Origin of the sequence: Leptothrix sp. (in: b-proteobacteria) (assembly GCF_965250675.1) — a bacterium.
Classification (GTDB): Bacteria; Pseudomonadota; Gammaproteobacteria; order Burkholderiales; family Burkholderiaceae_C; genus Sphaerotilus.
This window is the reverse complement of record NZ_CBDFPH010000001.1, coordinates 825,559-842,800: the sequence shown is the minus strand read 5'-3', so window position 1 is coordinate 842,800 and position 17,242 is coordinate 825,559. Positions and strand designations below refer to the sequence as shown.

Annotated in this window: 17 protein-coding genes; 10 read left to right on the top strand and 7 right to left on the bottom strand. The window is 66.6% G+C overall.

Going from position 1 to position 17,242, the window contains the following annotated elements; translation table 11 throughout:
• Position 1: 1 nt before the first annotated feature.
• Positions 2–730, bottom strand: coding sequence for a Crp/Fnr family transcriptional regulator (locus tag AC5IG3_RS03785; protein WP_491904942.1), 729 nt, complete (start codon positions 728–730; stop codon positions 2–4).
• Between the two features lie 129 nt (positions 731–859).
• Between AC5IG3_RS03785 and AC5IG3_RS03780 the strand changes: the two genes are divergently transcribed.
• The 8 genes from AC5IG3_RS03780 (at position 860) to AC5IG3_RS03745 (ending at position 10,376) form a co-directional block, all read left to right on the top strand.
• The gene (locus tag AC5IG3_RS03780; RefSeq protein ID WP_491905040.1) at positions 860–2,827 is read left to right on the top strand and encodes an AMP-dependent synthetase/ligase; all 1,968 of its coding nucleotides are present in this window, start codon (positions 860–862) and stop codon (positions 2,825–2,827) included.
• A gap of 11 nt (positions 2,828–2,838) precedes the next feature.
• Positions 2,839–3,621, top strand: coding sequence for an ABC transporter ATP-binding protein (locus AC5IG3_RS03775; protein ID WP_491905039.1), 783 nt, complete (start codon positions 2,839–2,841; stop codon positions 3,619–3,621).
• A 15-nt stretch (positions 3,622–3,636) separates the two neighbouring features.
• Positions 3,637–4,566, top strand: coding sequence for a branched-chain amino acid ABC transporter permease (locus tag AC5IG3_RS03770; protein ID WP_491904941.1), 930 nt, complete (start codon positions 3,637–3,639; stop codon positions 4,564–4,566).
• Positions 4,567–4,711: 145 nt separating this feature from the next.
• Positions 4,712–5,776 carry a branched-chain amino acid ABC transporter permease gene (locus AC5IG3_RS03765; protein ID WP_491904940.1) on the top strand — a complete coding sequence of 355 codons (1,065 nt, stop codon included), beginning with the start codon at positions 4,712–4,714 and terminating at the stop codon, positions 5,774–5,776.
• 28 nt (positions 5,777–5,804) lie between these two features.
• On the top strand, positions 5,805–7,133 hold the full coding sequence (locus AC5IG3_RS03760; RefSeq protein WP_491904939.1) for an ABC transporter substrate-binding protein: 1,329 nt from the start codon (positions 5,805–5,807) through the stop codon (positions 7,131–7,133).
• Positions 7,134–7,168: 35 nt separating this feature from the next.
• Complete coding sequence (locus tag AC5IG3_RS03755; RefSeq protein WP_491904938.1) at positions 7,169–7,981, top strand: ABC transporter ATP-binding protein; 813 nt, start codon at positions 7,169–7,171, stop codon at positions 7,979–7,981.
• A gap of 34 nt (positions 7,982–8,015) precedes the next feature.
• Entirely contained in the window at positions 8,016–9,290 is a 1,275-nt protein-coding gene (locus AC5IG3_RS03750) for a phenylacetate--CoA ligase family protein (RefSeq protein ID WP_491904937.1), read from the top strand.
• Between the two features lie 111 nt (positions 9,291–9,401).
• A complete protein-coding gene (locus AC5IG3_RS03745; protein WP_491904936.1) occupies positions 9,402–10,376 on the top strand; it encodes a tripartite tricarboxylate transporter substrate-binding protein in 975 nt (324 codons plus the stop codon).
• A gap of 78 nt (positions 10,377–10,454) precedes the next feature.
• On the opposite strand, the gene tyrS is transcribed toward AC5IG3_RS03745, so the two are convergent.
• Positions 10,455–11,738 (bottom strand): tyrosine--tRNA ligase, encoded by a 1,284-nt coding sequence (gene tyrS, locus AC5IG3_RS03740; RefSeq protein WP_491904935.1) that lies wholly within the window; start codon positions 11,736–11,738, stop codon positions 10,455–10,457.
• Between the two features lie 335 nt (positions 11,739–12,073).
• Between tyrS and AC5IG3_RS03735 the strand changes: the two genes are divergently transcribed.
• Both AC5IG3_RS03735 and AC5IG3_RS03730 read left to right on the top strand, forming a co-directional pair.
• Positions 12,074–13,357: a M23 family metallopeptidase gene (locus AC5IG3_RS03735; protein ID WP_491904934.1), complete on the top strand. Its 1,284-nt coding sequence runs from the start codon at positions 12,074–12,076 to the stop codon at positions 13,355–13,357.
• Between the two features lie 19 nt (positions 13,358–13,376).
• The gene (locus tag AC5IG3_RS03730) at positions 13,377–14,495 is read left to right on the top strand and encodes an anhydro-N-acetylmuramic acid kinase (protein WP_491904933.1); all 1,119 of its coding nucleotides are present in this window, start codon (positions 13,377–13,379) and stop codon (positions 14,493–14,495) included.
• A 64-nt stretch (positions 14,496–14,559) separates the two neighbouring features.
• On the opposite strand, the gene erpA is transcribed toward AC5IG3_RS03730, so the two are convergent.
• The 5 genes from erpA to rplM form a co-directional block, all read right to left on the bottom strand.
• Entirely contained in the window at positions 14,560–14,928 is a 369-nt protein-coding gene (erpA, locus tag AC5IG3_RS03725; RefSeq protein WP_491904932.1) for an iron-sulfur cluster insertion protein ErpA, read from the bottom strand.
• A 43-nt stretch (positions 14,929–14,971) separates the two neighbouring features.
• Entirely contained in the window at positions 14,972–15,397 is a 426-nt protein-coding gene (locus AC5IG3_RS03720) for a bactofilin family protein (protein ID WP_491904931.1), read from the bottom strand.
• A 44-nt stretch (positions 15,398–15,441) separates the two neighbouring features.
• Positions 15,442–16,170, bottom strand: coding sequence for a DUF6776 family protein (locus AC5IG3_RS03715; protein ID WP_491904930.1), 729 nt, complete (start codon positions 16,168–16,170; stop codon positions 15,442–15,444).
• 131 nt (positions 16,171–16,301) lie between these two features.
• Positions 16,302–16,694 carry a 30S ribosomal protein S9 gene (gene rpsI, locus AC5IG3_RS03710; protein ID WP_491904929.1) on the bottom strand — a complete coding sequence of 131 codons (393 nt, stop codon included), beginning with the start codon at positions 16,692–16,694 and terminating at the stop codon, positions 16,302–16,304.
• Positions 16,695–16,703: 9 nt separating this feature from the next.
• Complete coding sequence (rplM, locus tag AC5IG3_RS03705) at positions 16,704–17,132, bottom strand: 50S ribosomal protein L13 (protein WP_491904928.1); 429 nt, start codon at positions 17,130–17,132, stop codon at positions 16,704–16,706.
• Between the last annotated feature and the right edge of the window lie 110 nt (positions 17,133–17,242).

Genomic DNA, 17,242 nt, shown 5'->3' with positions numbered 1-17,242 from the left:
ATCAGGCGCCTCGCGCGCGCGCCTGCAAGGCCGTGAGGTCCAGCAGGCGCAGCCCGCCGTACTCGATGCGGATCAGACCGGCGTCATGCAGGCCGCGCAGCGCCTCGTTGACACGCTGGCGCGACAGCCCGACCAGGTAGGCCAGCTCCTGCTGCGTGATGCGCAGCACCGTGCCCACGCTCGGGTAGAGCACCGGGTGAAACAGCGACGCCAGGCTGCGGGCCACCCGCGTGTCGGGATCGTTGAGGCGGTCGGCCTCGCGCGCGGCAATGAACTGGCCCAGCCGCTCGTTGAGCTGGTTCATCAGGTAGCGGTTGAAGGCGATGCTGCTGTCGAGCAGGCCCCGGAAGGTCTCGACCGGCAGGCCGGCGACCACGCTCTGGCGCAGCGGCTCGATGTTGTAGCGGTAAGGCTCGCCCTTGAGCAGCGTGCCCTCGCCGAACCACGCGCCGGGCGGCACGCCGATGAAGGTGATGGACGGACCGACGCTGCTGTCGTTGCTCATCTTGAGCAGGCCGTCGATGACGCCGAACCAGTAATTGGCCGGCCGGCCGATCTTGCAGACGAACTCGCCCACCTCGGCCTCGACCACGCGCAGTTCAGCGCCAGCGCGCGCGCGCTCGTCGGCGTTCAGCACGCGCAGCCACGGAATGGCGGCCAGTTCATCGGGGTGGGCTGCGCGGGCGCGCTGGCGCAAGTTGATCGGGCGGGGTGAGGCGGATTCGCTCATGGCGGCTTCACGGTAGGCGGCAGGCACGGGAAAGCCCGGCCGGGACTCTCCCTAGGATTGTCGTCCGAATGACAAGACGGCGTCAAAGATGGCCCTAGCATGCAACGCAGACCGATACAGGAGCGCCTGGTGCTGTCCACCTTCCCCGACTTGTTGCTAGAACACGCCCGCCAGCGACCGGATGCCCCCGCGCTGCGTGAAAAGGTCTACGGCATCTGGCAGACCCTGAGCTGGGGTCAGCTGACTGCGCTGGTGCGCGACCTGGCCGGTGGCCTGGCCGCAGCCGGCGTGCAGCGCGGCCAGCACGTCATCGTGGTGGGCGACAACCGCCCGCGCCTGTCGGCCAGCATGATTGCCGCGCAGGTGCTGGGCGCCATTCCGGTGCCGCTGTACCAGGATGCGGTGGGCGCCGAGTTCGTCTTCCCGCTCAACAACGCCGAGGTCGCGTTTGCGGTGGTCGAGGACCAGGAGCAGGTCGACAAGCTGCTGGAGATCCGCGCGCAATGCCCGCTGCTGGACGCCGGCCGCATCTGGTTCGACGACCCGCGCGGCCTGCGCAAGTACGACGAGCCGGGCCTGGCCAGCCTGGATGCGCTGATCGATGCCGGCCGCGCCCACGCCGCACAACACCCCGGCTTCTTCGACGCCGCGCTGCAGCGCCTGCAGGCCAGCGACGTGGCCGCGATGTTCTTCACCTCCGGCACCACCGGCAACCCCAAGGGCGTGGTGCACACGCACGCCAGCCTGATCGATCGCGCCGGCGCCGGCGCCCGCTTTGACCAGCTCGGCGCCCGCGAAGAAGTGCTGGCCTACATGCCGCCGGCCTGGATCGGCCAGAACATCTTCAGCTACGCGCAGTGGCTGGTGTGCGGCTACGTGGTCAATTGCCCGGAGTCGGCCGCCACCGTCACCATCGACCTGAAGGAGATCGGCCCGAGCTACTACTTCGCGCCGCCGCGCATCTTCGAGGGCCTGCTCACCAGCGTGATGATCCGCATGGAGGACGCCGGTGCGATCAAGAAGCGACTCTTCCACCACTTCATGGCGCTGGCGCGGCGCGTCGGCCCGGCGCTGCTGGATGGGAAAAAGGGCGGCAGCACGACCGTGAGCACGCTCGACCGGCTGCACTACGCGCTGGGCAACCTGTGCATCTACGGCCCGCTGCGCAACACGCTGGGTTTTTCCCGCGTGCGGGTGGCGTACACGGCGGGCGAGGCGATCGGGCCGGACCTGTTCACCTTCTACCGCTCGATCGGCATCAACTTGAAGCAGCTCTATGGCTCGACGGAGACCGCCGTGTTCGTCTGCCTGCAGCCCGACCACCAGGCCCGCGCCGACACGGTGGGCGTGCCGATCGAGGGCGTGCAGGTCAAGCTGGCCGACAACGGCGAGATCCTGGTCAAGTCGCCCGGCCTGCTGCGCGAGTACTACAAGAACCCCGCCGCCACCGCTGAGGTGCTGACCGCCGACGGCTGGTACCACACCAGCGACGCCGGCTTCATCGACGCCAGCGGCCACCTCAAGATCATCGACCGCGTCAAGGACGTCGGCCGCCTGATGGGCGGCCCGAACGACGGCGCCATGTTTGCGCCCAAGTACGTCGAAAACAAGCTCAAGTTCTTCCCCTTCATCAAGGAGGCGGTGGCGTTTGGCGACAAGCGCGAACGCGTCTGTGCCTTCGTCAACATCGACGTCGAAGCCGTGGGCAACTGGGCCGAAAAGCGCAACCTGCCCTACGCCGGCTACACCGACCTGGCAGGCAAGCCCGAGGTCTACGCGCTGATCCGCGACTGCCTGGAGCAGGTCAACGCCGACCTGGCGCAGGACGCGCTGCTGGCCGGCAGCCAGGTCAGCCGCTTCCTGGTGCTGCACAAGGAACTCGACGCCGACGACGGCGAAATGACGCGCACCCGCAAGGTCAAGCGCGGCTTCATCAACGACAAGTACGGCGTGCTGGTCGAGGCGCTCTACGGCGGCAAGACCGAGCAGTACATCGAGACCGCAGTGAAGTTCGAGGACGGCCGCAGCGGCAGCGTCTCGGCCACGCTGGCGATCAGTGATGCCCGGGTCTTCCCCGCAGTCCGGAGGGCAGCATGAGCGCTAACGAGATGGGCAAAAAGACGGGCGACGTCATCCTCGACGTGCGCAACATCAGCCTGCGCTTCGGCGGCGTCAAGGCGCTGACCGACATCAGCTTCGACGTGCGCGAGCACGAGGTGCGCGCCATCATCGGCCCCAACGGCGCCGGCAAGAGCAGCATGCTCAACTGCATCAACGGCGTGTACGTGCCGCAGGAGGGCCAGATCTCGTTTCGCGGCCAGACCTTCAGCCACATGAACAGCCGGCAAGTGGCCGAGATGGGCGTGGCGCGCACCTTCCAGAACCTGGCGCTGTTCAAGGGCATGAGCGTGATCGACAACCTCATGACCGGCCGCAACATGAAGATGAAGTGCAACCTGTTCATGCAGGCGCTGCGCTGGGGCCCGGCCGCGCGTGAAGAGAGCGAGCACCGCGAGTTCGTCGAGCACATCATCGACTTCCTCGAAATCCAGGCCTTCCGCAAGACCCCGGTGGGCCGCCTGCCCTACGGCCTGCAGAAGCGCGTCGACCTGGGCCGCGCGCTGGCGATGGAGCCGCAGGTGCTGCTGCTCGACGAGCCGATGGCCGGCATGAACGTCGAGGAGAAACAGGACATGTGCCGCTTCATCCTCGACGTCAACGAGGAGTTCGGCACCACCATCGTGCTGATCGAGCACGACATGGGCGTGGTGATGGACATCAGCGACCGCGTCGTGGTGCTCGACTACGGCAAGAAGATCGGCGACGGCACGCCCGACGAAGTCCGCGCGAACGAAGACGTCATTCGCGCCTACCTCGGCACCAGCCACTGAGCCAGGAACATCGCCATGGGATTCTTTCTAGAAACACTGTTCGGCGGCCTGATGGCCGGCATGCTGTATTCGCTGATCGCGCTCGGCTTCGTGCTGATCTTCAAGGCCAGCGGTGTCTTCAACTTCGCGCAGGGCGCGATGGTGCTGTTTGCGGCGCTCGCCATGGCGCGCTTCAGCGAATGGGCGCCCCAACTGCTGGGCTTCGACAGCAAGCTGCTGGCCAACCTGATCGGCTTCGTGCTGGCCATGGGCGTGATGATCGTGGTGGCCTGGGTGATCGAGCGTTTCGTGCTCAGCAAGCTGGTGAACCAGGAAGGCATCACGCTGCTGATGGCCACGCTCGGCATCACCTACTTCCTGGACGGCTTCGGCCAGACGCTGTTCGGCTCGGACATCTACAAGATCGACGTCGGCCTGCCCAAGGACCCGATGTTCCTGTTCGAGAGCGTGTTCCAGGGCGGCGTGCTGATCAGCCAGGAAGACCTCTACGCCGCGCTGATCGCCGCCGCGCTGGTGGGCGCGCTGAGCCTGTTCTTTCAGAAGACCGCCACCGGCCGCGCGCTGCGCGCCGTGGCCGACGACCACCAGGCGGCGCAGTCGATCGGCATTCCGCTCGGGCGCATCTGGGTGATCGTGTGGTCGGTCGCCGGCTTCGTCGCGCTGGTGGCCGGCGTGATCTGGGGCAGCAAGCTGGGCGTGCAGTTCTCGCTCTCGCTGGTGGCACTCAAGGCGTTGCCGGTGGTGATCCTGGGCGGGCTGACCTCGGTGCCCGGCGCCATCATCGGCGGGCTGATCATCGGCGTGGGCGAGAAGCTCAGCGAGGTCTACATCGGCCCGATGTTCGGCGGCGGCATCGAGATCTGGTTTGCCTATGTGCTGGCGCTGTTCTTCCTGGTCGTGCGGCCGCAAGGGCTGTTCGGCGAAAAGATCATCGACCGCGTATGACGAAGCCCCCACGCTCGCTTTCGCTCGCTGCCCCCCGAGGGGGCTCAGGCAGCGGACCGGCAAAGCCGGCTCCACGCCTGGACCTCGCCAAAGACTTCGCGCCTGCCAAAGGTGTTTCGGCACTCGATGCCAATGAGGCAACGCCATGATCTATCGTGAAAACGGCCAATTCAAGACCAGCTACCGCGCCGATCAGCAGATCTTCCCGATCCGCCAGGACCGCATCGCCCTCGGCCTGCTGCTGGTGTTGGCGACGGTGGTGGTGCCGCTGGCAGCGTCCGAGTACCTGTTCCGCGCCATCCTGATTCCCTTCCTGATCCTGTCGCTGGCGGCATTGGGGCTGAACATCCTGGTGGGCTACTGCGGCCAGATCTCGCTGGGCACCGGCGCCTTCATGGCGGTGGGCGCGTACGCGGCCTACAACTTCTCGGTGCGCATCGAGGGCATGCCGCTGATCGCCTCGCTGCTGCTGGGCGGCGTGTGCTCGACCGCCGTGGGCGTGCTGTTCGGCATTCCGAGCCTGCGCATCAAGGGCCTCTATCTGGCGATGGCGACGCTGGCGGCGCAGTTCTTCACCGACTGGGCGTTCCTGCGCATCAAGTGGTTCACGAACGACTCGTCGTCGGGTTCGGTGAGCGTGGCGGGGCTGCAGGTGCTGGGCCTGCCGATCGACACCCCCGTACAGAAGTACCTGTTCTGCCTGGGCTTCCTGAGCGTGTTCGCGCTGCTGGCCAAGAACCTGGTGCGCGGCAACATCGGCCGCGAGTGGATGGCGATGCGTGACATGGACGTGGCCGCCGCGGTGATCGGCATCCGGCCGATCTACGCCAAGCTCACCGCGTTTGCGGTCAGCAGCTTCATCGTCGGCGTGGCCGGCGGGCTGTGGGGCTTCGTGCACCTGGGCTCGTGGGAGCCGGCGGCGTTCTCGATCGACCGCTCGTTCCAGCTGCTGTTCATGGTGATCATCGGCGGGCTGGGCTCGATCATGGGCAGCTTCTTCGGCGCGGCCTTCATCGTGCTGCTGCCGATCGTGCTGGACAACGCGCCGTACTGGTTCGGCATCCCCATCGACACCGCGCTGGCGGCCCACCTGACGTCGATGATCTTCGGCGCACTGATCGTGTTCTTCCTGATCGTCGAGCCGCACGGCCTGGCCCGGCTGTGGTCGATCGCCAAGGAAAAGCTGCGGCTGTGGCCCTTCCCCCACTGAATCCCTGACTTCACCCCCGGAGACAACCATGAACCTCAAGTCCATCGCCCTGGTTTCCACGCTTGCCGCCGCCACGCTCGCCGGTGGTTTCAGCACCGCTGCAATGGCGCAGGCCAAGGAGCAGTACTTCCCGCTGCTGGTCTACCGCACCGGCCCCTACGCGCCCAACGGCGTGCCATGGGCCAACGGCAAGCAGGACTACATCAAGCTGATCAACGCCCGTGACGGCGGCGTGAACGGCGTCAAGATCACCTTCGAGGAGTGCGAGACCGGCTACGCCACCGACAAGGGTGTCGAGTGCTACGAGCGCCTCAAGGGCAAGGGCGCCAGCCTGATCGACCCGCAGGCCACCGGCATCACCTTCGCACTGACCGAGAAGGTCGCGACCGACAAGATTCCGCTCATCACGCTGGGCTATGGCCTGTCGGCGGCGCAGGATGGCGGCGTCTTCAAGTGGAACTTCCCGCTGATGGGCAGCTACTGGACCGCCGCCGACATGCTGATCCAGCACCTGGGCAAGAAGGAAGGCGGGCTCGACAAGTTGAAGGGCAAGAAGATCGCGCTGGTCTATCACGACAGCCCGTTCGGCAAGGAACCGATGCCCGCGCTGGAAGAGCGCAGCAAGATGCACGGCTTCGAGCTGGTCAAGATTCCGGTGACGGCGCCGGGCGTGGAGCAGAAATCCGCCTGGCTGCAGGTGCGCCAGCAGCGCCCGGACTTCGTGCTGCTGTGGGGCTGGGGCGTGATGAACTCCACCGCGCTCAAGGAGGCGCAGGCCACCGGCTTCCCGCGCGACAAGATGTACGGCGTCTGGTGGGCCGGCGCGGAACCGGACGTCAAGGACGTCGGCGAAGGCGCCAAGGGCTACAACGCGCTGGCGCTCAACACCTCGGGCCAGAGCCCGAAGGTGATCCAGGACATCCTGAAGCTGGTGCACGACAAGGGCCAGGGCACCGGGCCGCGCGATGAAGTCGGCTCCGTGCTGTACACCCGCGGCCTGATGATCCAGATGCTGGGCATCGAGGCCGTGCGCCGCGCGCAGGAGCGCTTCGGCAAGGGCAAGGTCATGACCGGCGAGCAGGTCCGCTGGGGCCTGGAGAACCTGGCACTCGACCAGAAGAAGCTCGACGCGCTGGGCTTCAGCGGCGTGATGCGCCCCATCAGCACCTCGTGCCAGGACCACATGGGCTCGACCTGGGCGCGCGTGCACACCTGGGACGGCGCCAAGTGGAACTTCAGCTCCGACTGGTACCAGGCCGATGAGCAGATCCTCAAGCCTATGGTCAAGGCGGCCGCCGACAAGTACGCCAGCGACAAGAAGCTGACGCGCCGCGCGCCGGCCGACTGCCAGAGCTGAACCTGCCCGGAGCCCGCGCCGCCGTGAGTACACCCATGAGCACACCCAATATCCTGTTGAACGTCAACGGCATCGAGGTCATCTACAACCACGTCATCCTGGTGCTCAAGGGCGTGAGCCTGCAGGTACCGGAGGGCAAGGTGGTGGCGCTGCTCGGGGGCAACGGCGCGGGCAAGACCACCACGCTGCGCGCGGTCAGCAACCTGCTGGCCGGCGAGCGCGGCGACGTCACCAAGGGTAGCATCGAGCTGCGCGGCGAGCGCATCGAGCGGCTGTCCACCTCGGACATGGTCAACCGCGGCGTGGTGCAGGTCATGGAAGGCCGGCACTGCTTCGCGCACCTGACCATCGAGGAGAACCTGATGACCGGCGCCTACACCCGCACCGACGGCAAGGCCGCCGTGGCGCAGACGCTGGAGAAGGTCTACAACTACTTCCCGCGGCTGAAGACGCGCCGCACCAGCCAGGCCGCCTACACGTCGGGCGGCGAGCAGCAGATGTGCGCCATCGGCCGCGCGCTGATGGCCGCGCCCAAGATGGTGCTGCTCGATGAGCCGTCGATGGGCCTGGCGCCGCAGATCGTCGAGGAGGTGTTCGAGATCGTCAAGGACCTCAACCAGCGCGAGGGCGTGACCTTTCTGCTGGCCGAGCAGAACACCAACATCGCGCTGCGCTACGCCGACTACGGCTACATCCTGGAGAACGGCCGCATCGTGATGGACGGCGCCGCGAAGGACTTGCGCGAGAACGAGGACGTCAAGGAGTTCTACCTCGGCATGGGTGGCGGCGACCGCAAGAGCTTCAAGGACAACAAGAGCTACAAGCGCCGCAAGCGCTGGCTGGCCTGAGCTTTCTACCTTCGTGCAGCCTGCAAGGATGGCCATGACCGAGTTCTACGACACCCTGGAAACCCGCCCGCCCGCCGTGCGCGAGGCAGCGCTGATGGCGGCCTTGCGCCATCAGATCCGCCACGCGCAGCAGCACGCCCCGGCCCTGGCCGAGGCGCTGGCGGGCGTGGAGGCGGCGCAGATCGACAGCCGAGCCGCCCTGGCCACGCTGCCGGTGACGCGCAAGAGCGAGTTGCTGGAGCGCCAGAAGCGCCTGCGCGACAGCGGTGCTGCCGATGTGTTTGGCGGCTACGCCGCCATCGGCTGGGCCGGCCAGGTGCGCAGCGCGGGCGCCCGGCGCGTGTTCCAGTCGCCCGGCCCGATCTACGAGCCCGAAGGCGCCGCGCCCGACTACTGGCGCATCGCCCGCGCGCTGCACGCCGCCGGCTTCCGCGCCGGCCACCTGGTGCACAACAGCTTCAGCTACCACCTGACGCCGGCCGGCTCGATGATGGAAACCGGCGCGCACGCGCTGGGCTGCACGGTGTTTCCCGGCGGCGTCGGCAACAGCGAGCTGCAATTGCAGGCGATGGCCGAGTTGCGCCCGCACGGCTACGCCGGCACGCCGAGCTTTCTGAAGATCGCAGTCGAGAAGGCGGCCGAGACCGGCATCAACATCACCTCGTTGCGCCGGGCGCTGGTCAGCGGCGAGGCGTTTCCGCCCAGCTTGCGCGACTGGCTGGCCGAGCGCGGCGTGACTGCCTACCAGTGCTACGCCACCGCCGACCTGGGGCTGATCGCCTATGAAACCGCCGCCCGCGAGGGGCTGGTGATCGACGAGGGCGTGATCGTCGAGATCGTGCGCCCCGGCACCGGCGATCCGGTGCCCGAAGGCGAAGTGGGCGAACTGGTCGTCACCACGCTCAACCCCGACTACCCGCTGGTGCGCTTCGGCACCGGCGACCTGTCGGCCTTTCTGCCCGGCCACTGCCCCACAGGCCGCACCAATGCCCGTATCAAGGGATGGCTGGGCCGGGCCGACCAGACCACCAAGGTGCGCGGCATGTTCGTGCACCCGTCGCAGGTGGCCGAGGTACTCAAGCGCCATCCCGAGACCGGTCGCGCCCGGCTGGTGGTCGAGGGCGAGATGGCCAACGACCGCATGACGCTCAAGGTCGAGACCGCCACGCCGGCCTCGGCCGGACTGGCAGAGAGCCTGCGCGACACCCTGCGCGACATCACCAAGCTGCGCGGCGAGGTTCAGCTGCTCGCCCCCGGCAGCCTGCCCAACGACGGCCGGGTGATCGAGGACGCGCGCACTTACCGATGAGGCGTCCTTGGGCCGCGGCTTACGTAGTTCCCGGAATGGTGATGGCCCGAGCAGCGAGCTAGAGTCGGGAATCATCTGCATCATCCACCCCTTGTCCTTCCAGGAATCTCCATGAAACAGTTGTTTTGGGCCGCTGCAGCGGTCGCGCTGGCCAGCTCGGCCTCGGCACAGACCTACCCTGAGAAAGCCATTTCCATCGTCGTGCCGTTCACGGCGGGTGGCCCGACCGACAAGGTTGCACGCGACTTCGCCGAAGCGCTGCGCAAGCAGCTGGGCAACGTCGCCGTGGTGATCGACAACGTCGGCGGCGCCGGCGGCACGCTGGGCTCGGCCAAGGTCGCCAAGGCGGCACCGGACGGCTACACGCTGCTGCTGCACCACATCGGCATGGCCACGTCGCCCTCGCTGTACCGCAACATGCCGTACAAGACGCTGGAGGACTTCGAGTACGTCGGCATGATCAACGAGGTGCCGATGACGCTGATCGGCCGCGCCACGCTGCCGGCAGCCAACTACGGCGAGCTGACCAAGTGGGTCGGCGCCAACCAGGGCAAGATCAACCTGGCCAACGCCGGACTGGGTTCAGCCTCGCACCTGTGCGGCCTGCTGTACCAGAGCACCATCAAGGTCGACATGACCACCGTGCCCTACAAGGGCACGGCACCGGCCATGAACGATCTGCTGGGTGGCCAGGTCGACATCATGTGCGACCAGACCACCAACACCACCAGCCAGATCGAGGCCGGCAAGGTCAAGGCCTTTGCCGTGACCAGCACCAAGCGCCTGACCACGCCGGCGCTGTCCAAGCTGCCGACGCTCGACGAGTCCGGCCTGAAGGGCTTCAACGTCGCCATCTGGCACGGCCTCTACGCACCCAAGAGCACGCCCAAGCCCGTGCTCGACAAGCTCAATGCCGCGCTCAAGCTGGCACTCAAGGACGCCGACTTCATCAAGCGCGAAGAAGCGCTGGGCGCCGTGATCATTCAGGATGCGCGCAACAACCCGGCCGAACACAAGAAGTTCGTCGAGGCGGAAATCAACAAGTGGGGCCCGGTCATCAAGGCCGCCGGCCAGTACGCAGACTGATCGACAAGTCAGGCGCACAAGGCAAAGCGCCGCCGGCATGTGCCGGCGGCGCTTTTTTCATGGCCGGTGCGAGCCGCCTCAGCCGAGCGTGATGCGCGCGAACTTGCGCTTGCCGACCTGCACGACGTAGGTGCCGGCGTCGAGCTTGAGCGCCTTGTCGCTGACGGCGGCGCCGTCGATGCGCACACCGCCCTGCTCGATCAGACGCGTGGCCTCGCTGCCCGAGGGCGCGAGGTTCGCCTGCTTGAGCAGCGCGGCGATGCCCAGCGGTGCGCCCGTGAGGCTCAGCTCGGGAATCTCGTCCGGAATGCCGCCCTTGGCGCGGTTGTTGAAGTCCTGCTCGGCCGCGTCCGCCGCCGCCGCGCTGTGGAAGCGCGCGGTAATCTCCTTGGCCAGCAGCACCTTGGCGTCTTTCGGGTTGCGGCCGGCGTCGACCTCGGCCTTGAGCACGGCGATCTCGGCTTCGCTCTTGAAGCTCAGCAGCGTGAAGTAGCTCCACATCAGCGTGTCGCTGATCGACAGCAGCTTGGCGAACATGTCGTTGGCCGGCTCGCTGATGCCGATGTAGTTGCCCTTGCTCTTGGACATCTTCTCGACGCCATCCAACCCGACCAGCAGCGGCATGGTCAGGATGCACTGCGGCTCCTGGCCGTATTCGGCCTGCAGCGTGCGCCCCATCAGCAGGTTGAACTTCTGGTCGGTGCCGCCCAACTCCAGATCACTCTTCAAGGCCACCGAGTCGTAGCCCTGCATCAGCGGGTAGAGGAACTCGTGCACCGCGATCGGCGTGCCGGCCTTGAAGCGGTCGTGGAAATCGTTGCGCTCCATCATGCGCGCCACCGTGTAGCGGCTGGCCAGCGCGATCAGGCCGCGCGCGCCGAGCGGGTCGCTCCACTCGCTGTTGTAGCGGATCTCGGTTTTGGCCGGATCGAGCACCAGGCTGGCCTGGCGGTAGTAGGTCTCGGCATTGAGCTTGATCTGTTCGGCCGTCAGCGGCGGGCGGGTGGTGTTGCGCCCGGACGGGTCGCCGATCATCGACGTGAAGTCGCCGATCAGGAAGATCACCGTGTGGCCCAGGTCCTGCAGCTGGCGCAGCTTGTTGAGCACCACGGTGTGGCCGAGGTGGATGTCGGGCGCGGTCGGGTCCAGCCCGAGCTTGATGCGCAACGGCGTGCCGCTGGCCTCGGCGCGTTGCAGCTTCTTGAGCCAGTCGGCCTCGGGCAGCAACTCATCCACCCCGCGACGGGTGACGGCAAGCGCGTGCCGTACCGCATCGCTCAGGACCGCAGGGGCCGCCGCAGGTGAAGAAACATCAGGGAGCAGGGGGGTAGCAGACGTGGCGGACGGGGAACTGGAGGACATGGATTGCGATACAGGTTATTACTAAATTCACGCAAAAGCGGCTCGTTATACTCCGCCGGCTGCATCTTCTGCAGATTCTAGGGTGTGAGCCCTTGCGCCTGACTGGCGCCCACTGTCGCTGGTTCGGGGTTGATCCCGGGCTGTCCTGCTGAACCCGGGTTGCATCACTGCCCCCGCCCTACACAGTTACTGCCTTGCTAAACTTTCCACCTGATTCGACCCGAAGCCGCCTGGCCCTGACCCTTGCACGATCATTCGATCGCGCCCAATCGGCCGTCCACCGTCACCCCCGCACTGTTTCTGCCGCCGTTCTGAGCCTGCTGCTCGGCAGCGGCATGGCCGCCTTCGGCGTTGCGCCCCTGACCCTGCCCGCGCCCACCGAACCGGCCTTCACCCGCACCGTCACCCAGGAGCTGGCGCTGCCCGGCCTGAGCGAGCAGTTGCAGGCGCTCGACCTGCACCAGATGGCACTGCACCGCAGCGACGTCACGCGCGTGAGCGACACCGCCGACAGCCTGTTGAGCCGCCTGGGCATCAACGATCCGCAGGCCGCGGCCTTTCTGCGCAGCGACGCGGTTGCGCAACGCATCCTGATGGGCCGCCCCGGCAAGCAGGTGCAGGTGCGCAGCAGCGACAGCCCCGGCGGCGGTCAGCTGCAAAGCCTGATCGTGCGCGGTCCCGCTGCGGACAGCAGCCGCGCCGACAGCCATTTCAGCCGCATCACGCTGGAACGCACCGCCCAGGGCCTGCGCGCCCACCAGCAGGACGTGCCGCTGACGACCGAGATCCAGCTCGGCGCGGGCACCATCCACAGCAGCCTGTTCGCCGCCGCCGACGACGCCAACCTGCCCGACGCCGTGACGATGCAGATGGCCGAACTCTTCGGCGCCGACATCGACTTCCGACGCGAACTGCGCAAGGGCGACAGCTTCTCGGTGGTCTACGAAACCCACACCGCAGACGGCGAGCCGGTGACCTGGAACTCCAGCACCGGCCGTGTGCTGGCCGCACAGTTCATCAACAAGGGCAAGCCGCACGAGGCGGTCTGGTTCCAGCCCGAGGGCAGTGCGCGCGGCGGCTACTTCGGTGCCGACGGCGTCAGCAAGGTGCGCAGCTTCCTGGCCTCGCCGCTGGCGTTCTCGCGCGTGACCTCGGGCTTTGCGATGCGCTTTCATCCGATCCACAAGACCTGGCGTGCCCACCTCGGCGTCGACTACGGCGCGCCCACCGGCACGCCGGTGCGCTCCGTCGGTGACGGCGAGGTCGAATTCGCCGGCGTGCAGAACGGCTACGGCAACGTCGTGGTGGTGCGCCACAACGGCGGGCGCAGCACGGTCTACGCCCACCTGAGCCGCATCGGCGTGCAGCGTGGCGAGAAGGTGGCGCAGGGCCAGAACATCGGCGCAGTCGGCTCGACCGGCTGGGCCACCGGCCCGCACCTGCACTTCGAGTTCAAGGTCAGCGGCACGCAGGTCGACCCGATCCAGATTGCGCGCGCTTCCGAAGCCGTGACGCTCACCGCCGCCGACCGCACCCGCTTCGTGCCGGCTGCAGCGCTGGCACGTGAACGCCTGGCCAGCGCACGCCGCGAGCCGGTCGCGCTAGCGCGCATGGAGTAGGACCCAAAGGCGGCCTGGCATGTCCGATCTCTACATCGGCCTGATGTCGGGCACGTCGATGGACGGCGTCGACGCCGCGCTGTGCCGCATCGGCGCGGCCGGCCAGTGGCTAGGCGTCATCGGCCACGCCCACCGCCCGTTCGACGCCACGCTGCGTGCCGCGCTGATGGCGCTGCAATCCAGCGGCCCCGACGAACTGCACCGCGCCGCGCTCGCCGCTAACGCGCTGGCACGGGTCTATGCCGCCGCCGTGGCGGACCTGCTGAAGGCCACCGGCACCCCACCGTCGCAAATACAAGCCGTGGGCGCCCACGGCCAGACCGTGCGCCACCAGCCCGGCCTGCATGACGGCATCGGCTACACCTGCCAGATCAACCAGCCCGCGCTGCTGGCCGAGTGGTGCGGCATCGCGGTGGTGGCGGACTTTCGCAGCCGTGATGTGATCGCCGGCGGTCAGGGTGCGCCACTGGTGCCGCCGTTTCATGCAGCCGTATTCGGGTCGCCGGAGGTGCCGCGTGCGGTGGTCAACATCGGCGGCATCAGCAACCTGACTGTGTTGACACCAGACCAGCCCCCGCGCGGCTGGGACTGCGGGCCGGGCAACGTGCTGCTGGATTTGTGGATCGCCCGCCACCGCGGTCTGGCCTACGACGCCGATGGCGCCTGGGGCGCGAGCGGCCGGGTCGACACGGCATTGCTGCAAGCACTGCTGGCCGAGCCCTATCTGCAGCGCACGCCGCCCAAGAGCACCGGGCGCGACCTGTTCCATGCCGACTGGCTGGACACCCATCTGCGCCAGATGGCGCCCGATGCCGCGCCACAGGACGTGCAGGCCACGCTCTGCGAGTTGACCGCCCGAGCCATCGCCAACGACCTGCGCGATCAGGCTGGCGGCGCACGCCAACTGCTGGTTTGCGGCGGAGGTGCGCTCAACCTCGATCTGATGCGGCGACTGCAGCAGCTTCTGCCGAGCGTGCGGGTGGCATCCAGCGTCACGGCCGGCCTGCCGCCCCTGCAGGTCGAGGCAGCAGCATTTGCCTGGCTGGCCGCGATGCACTGCCAAAGACGTGCGGCCAGCGTGCCGGCCGTGACAGGTGCGCGCGGCCCGCGTGTCCTGGGCGCCTTCTACCCAGCCTGAAATGAAAAAGCCGCCTGAGCGGCGGCTTCGTGCAGTTGGGCCGGGCCCGAAGCCCGGCATGAGTTCAGACCGAGAAGCTCGAACCGCAACCGCAGGTGGTGCTGGCATTCGGGTTCTTGATCACGAACTGCGCGCCCTGCAGGTCTTCCTTGTAGTCGATCTCGGCGCCGGCCAGGTACTGCAGGCTCATGGCGTCGATCAGCAGCGTGACGCCGTTCTTACTCATCTGGGTGTCGTCTTCGTTGACGATTTCGTCAAACGTGAAGCCGTACTGGAAGCCCGAGCAACCGCCACCCTGCACGAACACGCGCAGCTTGAGGTCGGGATTTCCTTCTTCGGCGACCAGGTCGGCCACCTTCAGGGCCGCACTGTCGGTGAAGACGAGCGGTACGGGGGGCATGTCGGTCTGGATGTTTTCGGCAACGGCGCTCATGAGCAACTCCTGTGGCGGGCCGTGACGGCCCTCGGATGGATGATTATTTCTCTTTGCCCGAAGCCAGCAGCTTCAGGGGTGACTTGTCTTCAAGCAATGCGGCGGTGGTGGCGCTGGCGCCGGACAGCTTCTGCAATGCACCTTCGATGGTGGCACCCTGGTGCATTTCAAGCGCCTCGTAGCGCACATCGCCCTGGATGCAGGCCTTGGGCTGCAATTCCAGCAACTGGCTGGACTCGACCGGGCCGATCACGGTGCCATTGATGATGACATGAGCGGCTTTCACCGTACCGACGACCTTGGCTTTCTCGCTGATGACCAGAATGCTGTTATTGCCGGCCAGCGCGATGATGTCGCCCGTCACTTCACCATCGATGCGCAGGCCATCACTGAAGCGCAAGGTGCCCTCAATGCTGGTGCCTTCGCCGATCAGGCTGCGAATGGCGGGTTGCTTCTTGGAACCAAACATGGGTTTTCTCGCTAGAACAGGGCGGGCTTGAAGGGAATCGGTGCTCAAAGACGCACGGTTTCGGTCGCCTGGACCTTGCCGCTGGCGTCCAGCACCTTGATCTCGAGCATTTTTACCACGGCAGTCGCGGCAAATTCCACCACCCCCTCCAAACGCTGGTACTGCTTGACGCTGACGGCCGCGCCGCTGGAGGCTGCATCGGCAGGCCAGACCCAGGCGCGCCCGGCCTGGGTGCCGCTGACCTGGACCTCGTAGCGGCCCTTGAACTCACCGGTGCGCCCCGCCGGCTGCATCAGCAGCACCTGGTAGCGGATACGGCCTGGCGCCTCCTGCTGGACCTGCAGACCGCGCAAGGACAGGGTCTTGCTGGCTGCGGTGCCCCCCACGGAAGGCACCAGTTTCTCGAAGAAGCCCAGATCGCGCGTCAGGGCCATGTTCTCGGCCTCGAGCGTCTTCAGGCGCGCGGCAAGACTTTCCTGCGCGGCGCGCTCGGCCTTGAGCAGGGTGTCGGCAGAATTGGCGATGGAGACCGCGCGCTCGTGCTCGGCGCGCAAACGGGTCATTTCCTCGCGCAACTGCACCAGTTGCTGCTGGGAATTGCGGTCGAGGCCGGCAATGTCCTTGCCGAACTCGTAGGCCCACAGCGCCATCGAGGCGGAAAAGCCCAGCGCCAGCGCGAGACCGATCCAGCGCAGCGGCCACGGCAGGCGGCTGCGCACGGTGACGAGCGGGGCACTGACCGAGAGTCGACGACGAAGTAGCTTCCAGCGCATGCCTGAGAGGAGTCCTTGAAGTGGAGCCGCGCACCATACACCAAGGCGACTCACCATTGCAAAGGGCCACACGAGGTGGCCCTTTGTTGCAGGACAGTGGCCGAAGCCACCGTCTTGTACTGCTTGATCGATCAGCGCTTGCTGAACTGCTTGGCGCGACGAGCACCACGCAGACCGACCTTCTTACGCTCGACTTCACGTGCATCGCGCGTCACGAAGCCGGCTTGGCTCAGTTCCGACTTGAGTGCTGCGTCGTAGTCGATCAGCGCACGGGTCACGCCGTGGCGCACTGCGCCGGCCTGGCCGGACTCACCGCCGCCATGCACGTTGACCTTGACGTCGAACGTTTCAGCGTTGTTGGTGAGCAGCAGAGGCTGCTTGACCACCATGATCGAGGTTTGACGGCCGAAGTACTGCTCGACCGGCTTGCCATTGACCACGATCTGGCCGGTGCCCTTCTTGATGAAGACACGTGCAACCGACGACTTGCGACGGCCCGTGCCGTAGTTCCAATCACCAATCATGTCGGTTCCTTAGATGTCCAGCGTCTTGGGCTGCTGAGCGGCGTGCGGGTGTTCACCACCGGCATAGACCTTCAGCTTCTTGATCATGGCGTAACCCAGCGGACCCTTGGGCAGCATGCCCTTGACGGCCTTCTGGATTGCACGGCCAGGATGCTTGGCCTGCATGTCGCGGAAGTTGGTTTCGAAGATACCGCCCGGGTAGCCCGAGTGACGGTAGTACTTCTTGTCAATCGACTTGGTGCCGGTGACACGAATCTTGTCTGCGTTGACGATGACGATGAAGTCACCGGTATCCACGTGAGGCGTGTAGATAGCCTTGTGTTTGCCGCGTAGACGGAGGGCGACTTCGCTGGCCACCCGTCCGAGGATCTTGTCCGTTGCGTCAATCACAAACCACTCATGCACGACCTCGGCCGGCTTGGCGCTGAAGGTTTTCATGGCAAATCACTTTGCTTAAAGGGTTTGCGGCTGCTGACCCTGCCCATCGGTGCCGCTTATGGGGTGCGACCTCTCAGGGCTGGGTGCGGTTTGACACCGCACTTTTCCGC

What these genes read in the sequence shown, in the direction of transcription:
- AC5IG3_RS03750 (WP_491904937.1), top strand. Translation starts at nt 8,016, where the DNA reads ATGACCGAGTTCTACGACACCCTGGAAACCCGCCCGCCCGCCGTGCGC.
- AC5IG3_RS03735 (WP_491904934.1), top strand. Translation starts at nt 12,074, where the DNA reads ATGGCCGCCTTCGGCGTTGCGCCCCTGACCCTGCCCGCGCCCACCGAA.
- tyrS (WP_491904935.1), bottom strand. Translation starts at nt 11,738, where the DNA reads ATGTCCTCCAGTTCCCCGTCCGCCACGTCTGCTACCCCCCTGCTCCCT.
- AC5IG3_RS03775 (WP_491905039.1), top strand. Translation starts at nt 2,839, where the DNA reads ATGGGCAAAAAGACGGGCGACGTCATCCTCGACGTGCGCAACATCAGC.
- AC5IG3_RS03760 (WP_491904939.1), top strand. Translation starts at nt 5,805, where the DNA reads ATGAACCTCAAGTCCATCGCCCTGGTTTCCACGCTTGCCGCCGCCACG.
- AC5IG3_RS03785 (WP_491904942.1), bottom strand. Translation starts at nt 730, where the DNA reads ATGAGCGAATCCGCCTCACCCCGCCCGATCAACTTGCGCCAGCGCGCC.
- AC5IG3_RS03755 (WP_491904938.1), top strand. Translation starts at nt 7,169, where the DNA reads ATGAGCACACCCAATATCCTGTTGAACGTCAACGGCATCGAGGTCATC.
- AC5IG3_RS03770 (WP_491904941.1), top strand. Translation starts at nt 3,637, where the DNA reads ATGGGATTCTTTCTAGAAACACTGTTCGGCGGCCTGATGGCCGGCATG.
- AC5IG3_RS03745 (WP_491904936.1), top strand. Translation starts at nt 9,402, where the DNA reads ATGAAACAGTTGTTTTGGGCCGCTGCAGCGGTCGCGCTGGCCAGCTCG.
- erpA (WP_491904932.1), bottom strand. Translation starts at nt 14,928, where the DNA reads ATGAGCGCCGTTGCCGAAAACATCCAGACCGACATGCCCCCCGTACCG.
- AC5IG3_RS03730 (WP_491904933.1), top strand. Translation starts at nt 13,377, where the DNA reads ATGTCCGATCTCTACATCGGCCTGATGTCGGGCACGTCGATGGACGGC.
- AC5IG3_RS03715 (WP_491904930.1), bottom strand. Translation starts at nt 16,170, where the DNA reads ATGCGCTGGAAGCTACTTCGTCGTCGACTCTCGGTCAGTGCCCCGCTC.
- rpsI (WP_491904929.1), bottom strand. Translation starts at nt 16,694, where the DNA reads ATGATTGGTGATTGGAACTACGGCACGGGCCGTCGCAAGTCGTCGGTT.
- AC5IG3_RS03720 (WP_491904931.1), bottom strand. Translation starts at nt 15,397, where the DNA reads ATGTTTGGTTCCAAGAAGCAACCCGCCATTCGCAGCCTGATCGGCGAA.
- rplM (WP_491904928.1), bottom strand. Translation starts at nt 17,132, where the DNA reads ATGAAAACCTTCAGCGCCAAGCCGGCCGAGGTCGTGCATGAGTGGTTT.
- AC5IG3_RS03765 (WP_491904940.1), top strand. Translation starts at nt 4,712, where the DNA reads ATGATCTATCGTGAAAACGGCCAATTCAAGACCAGCTACCGCGCCGAT.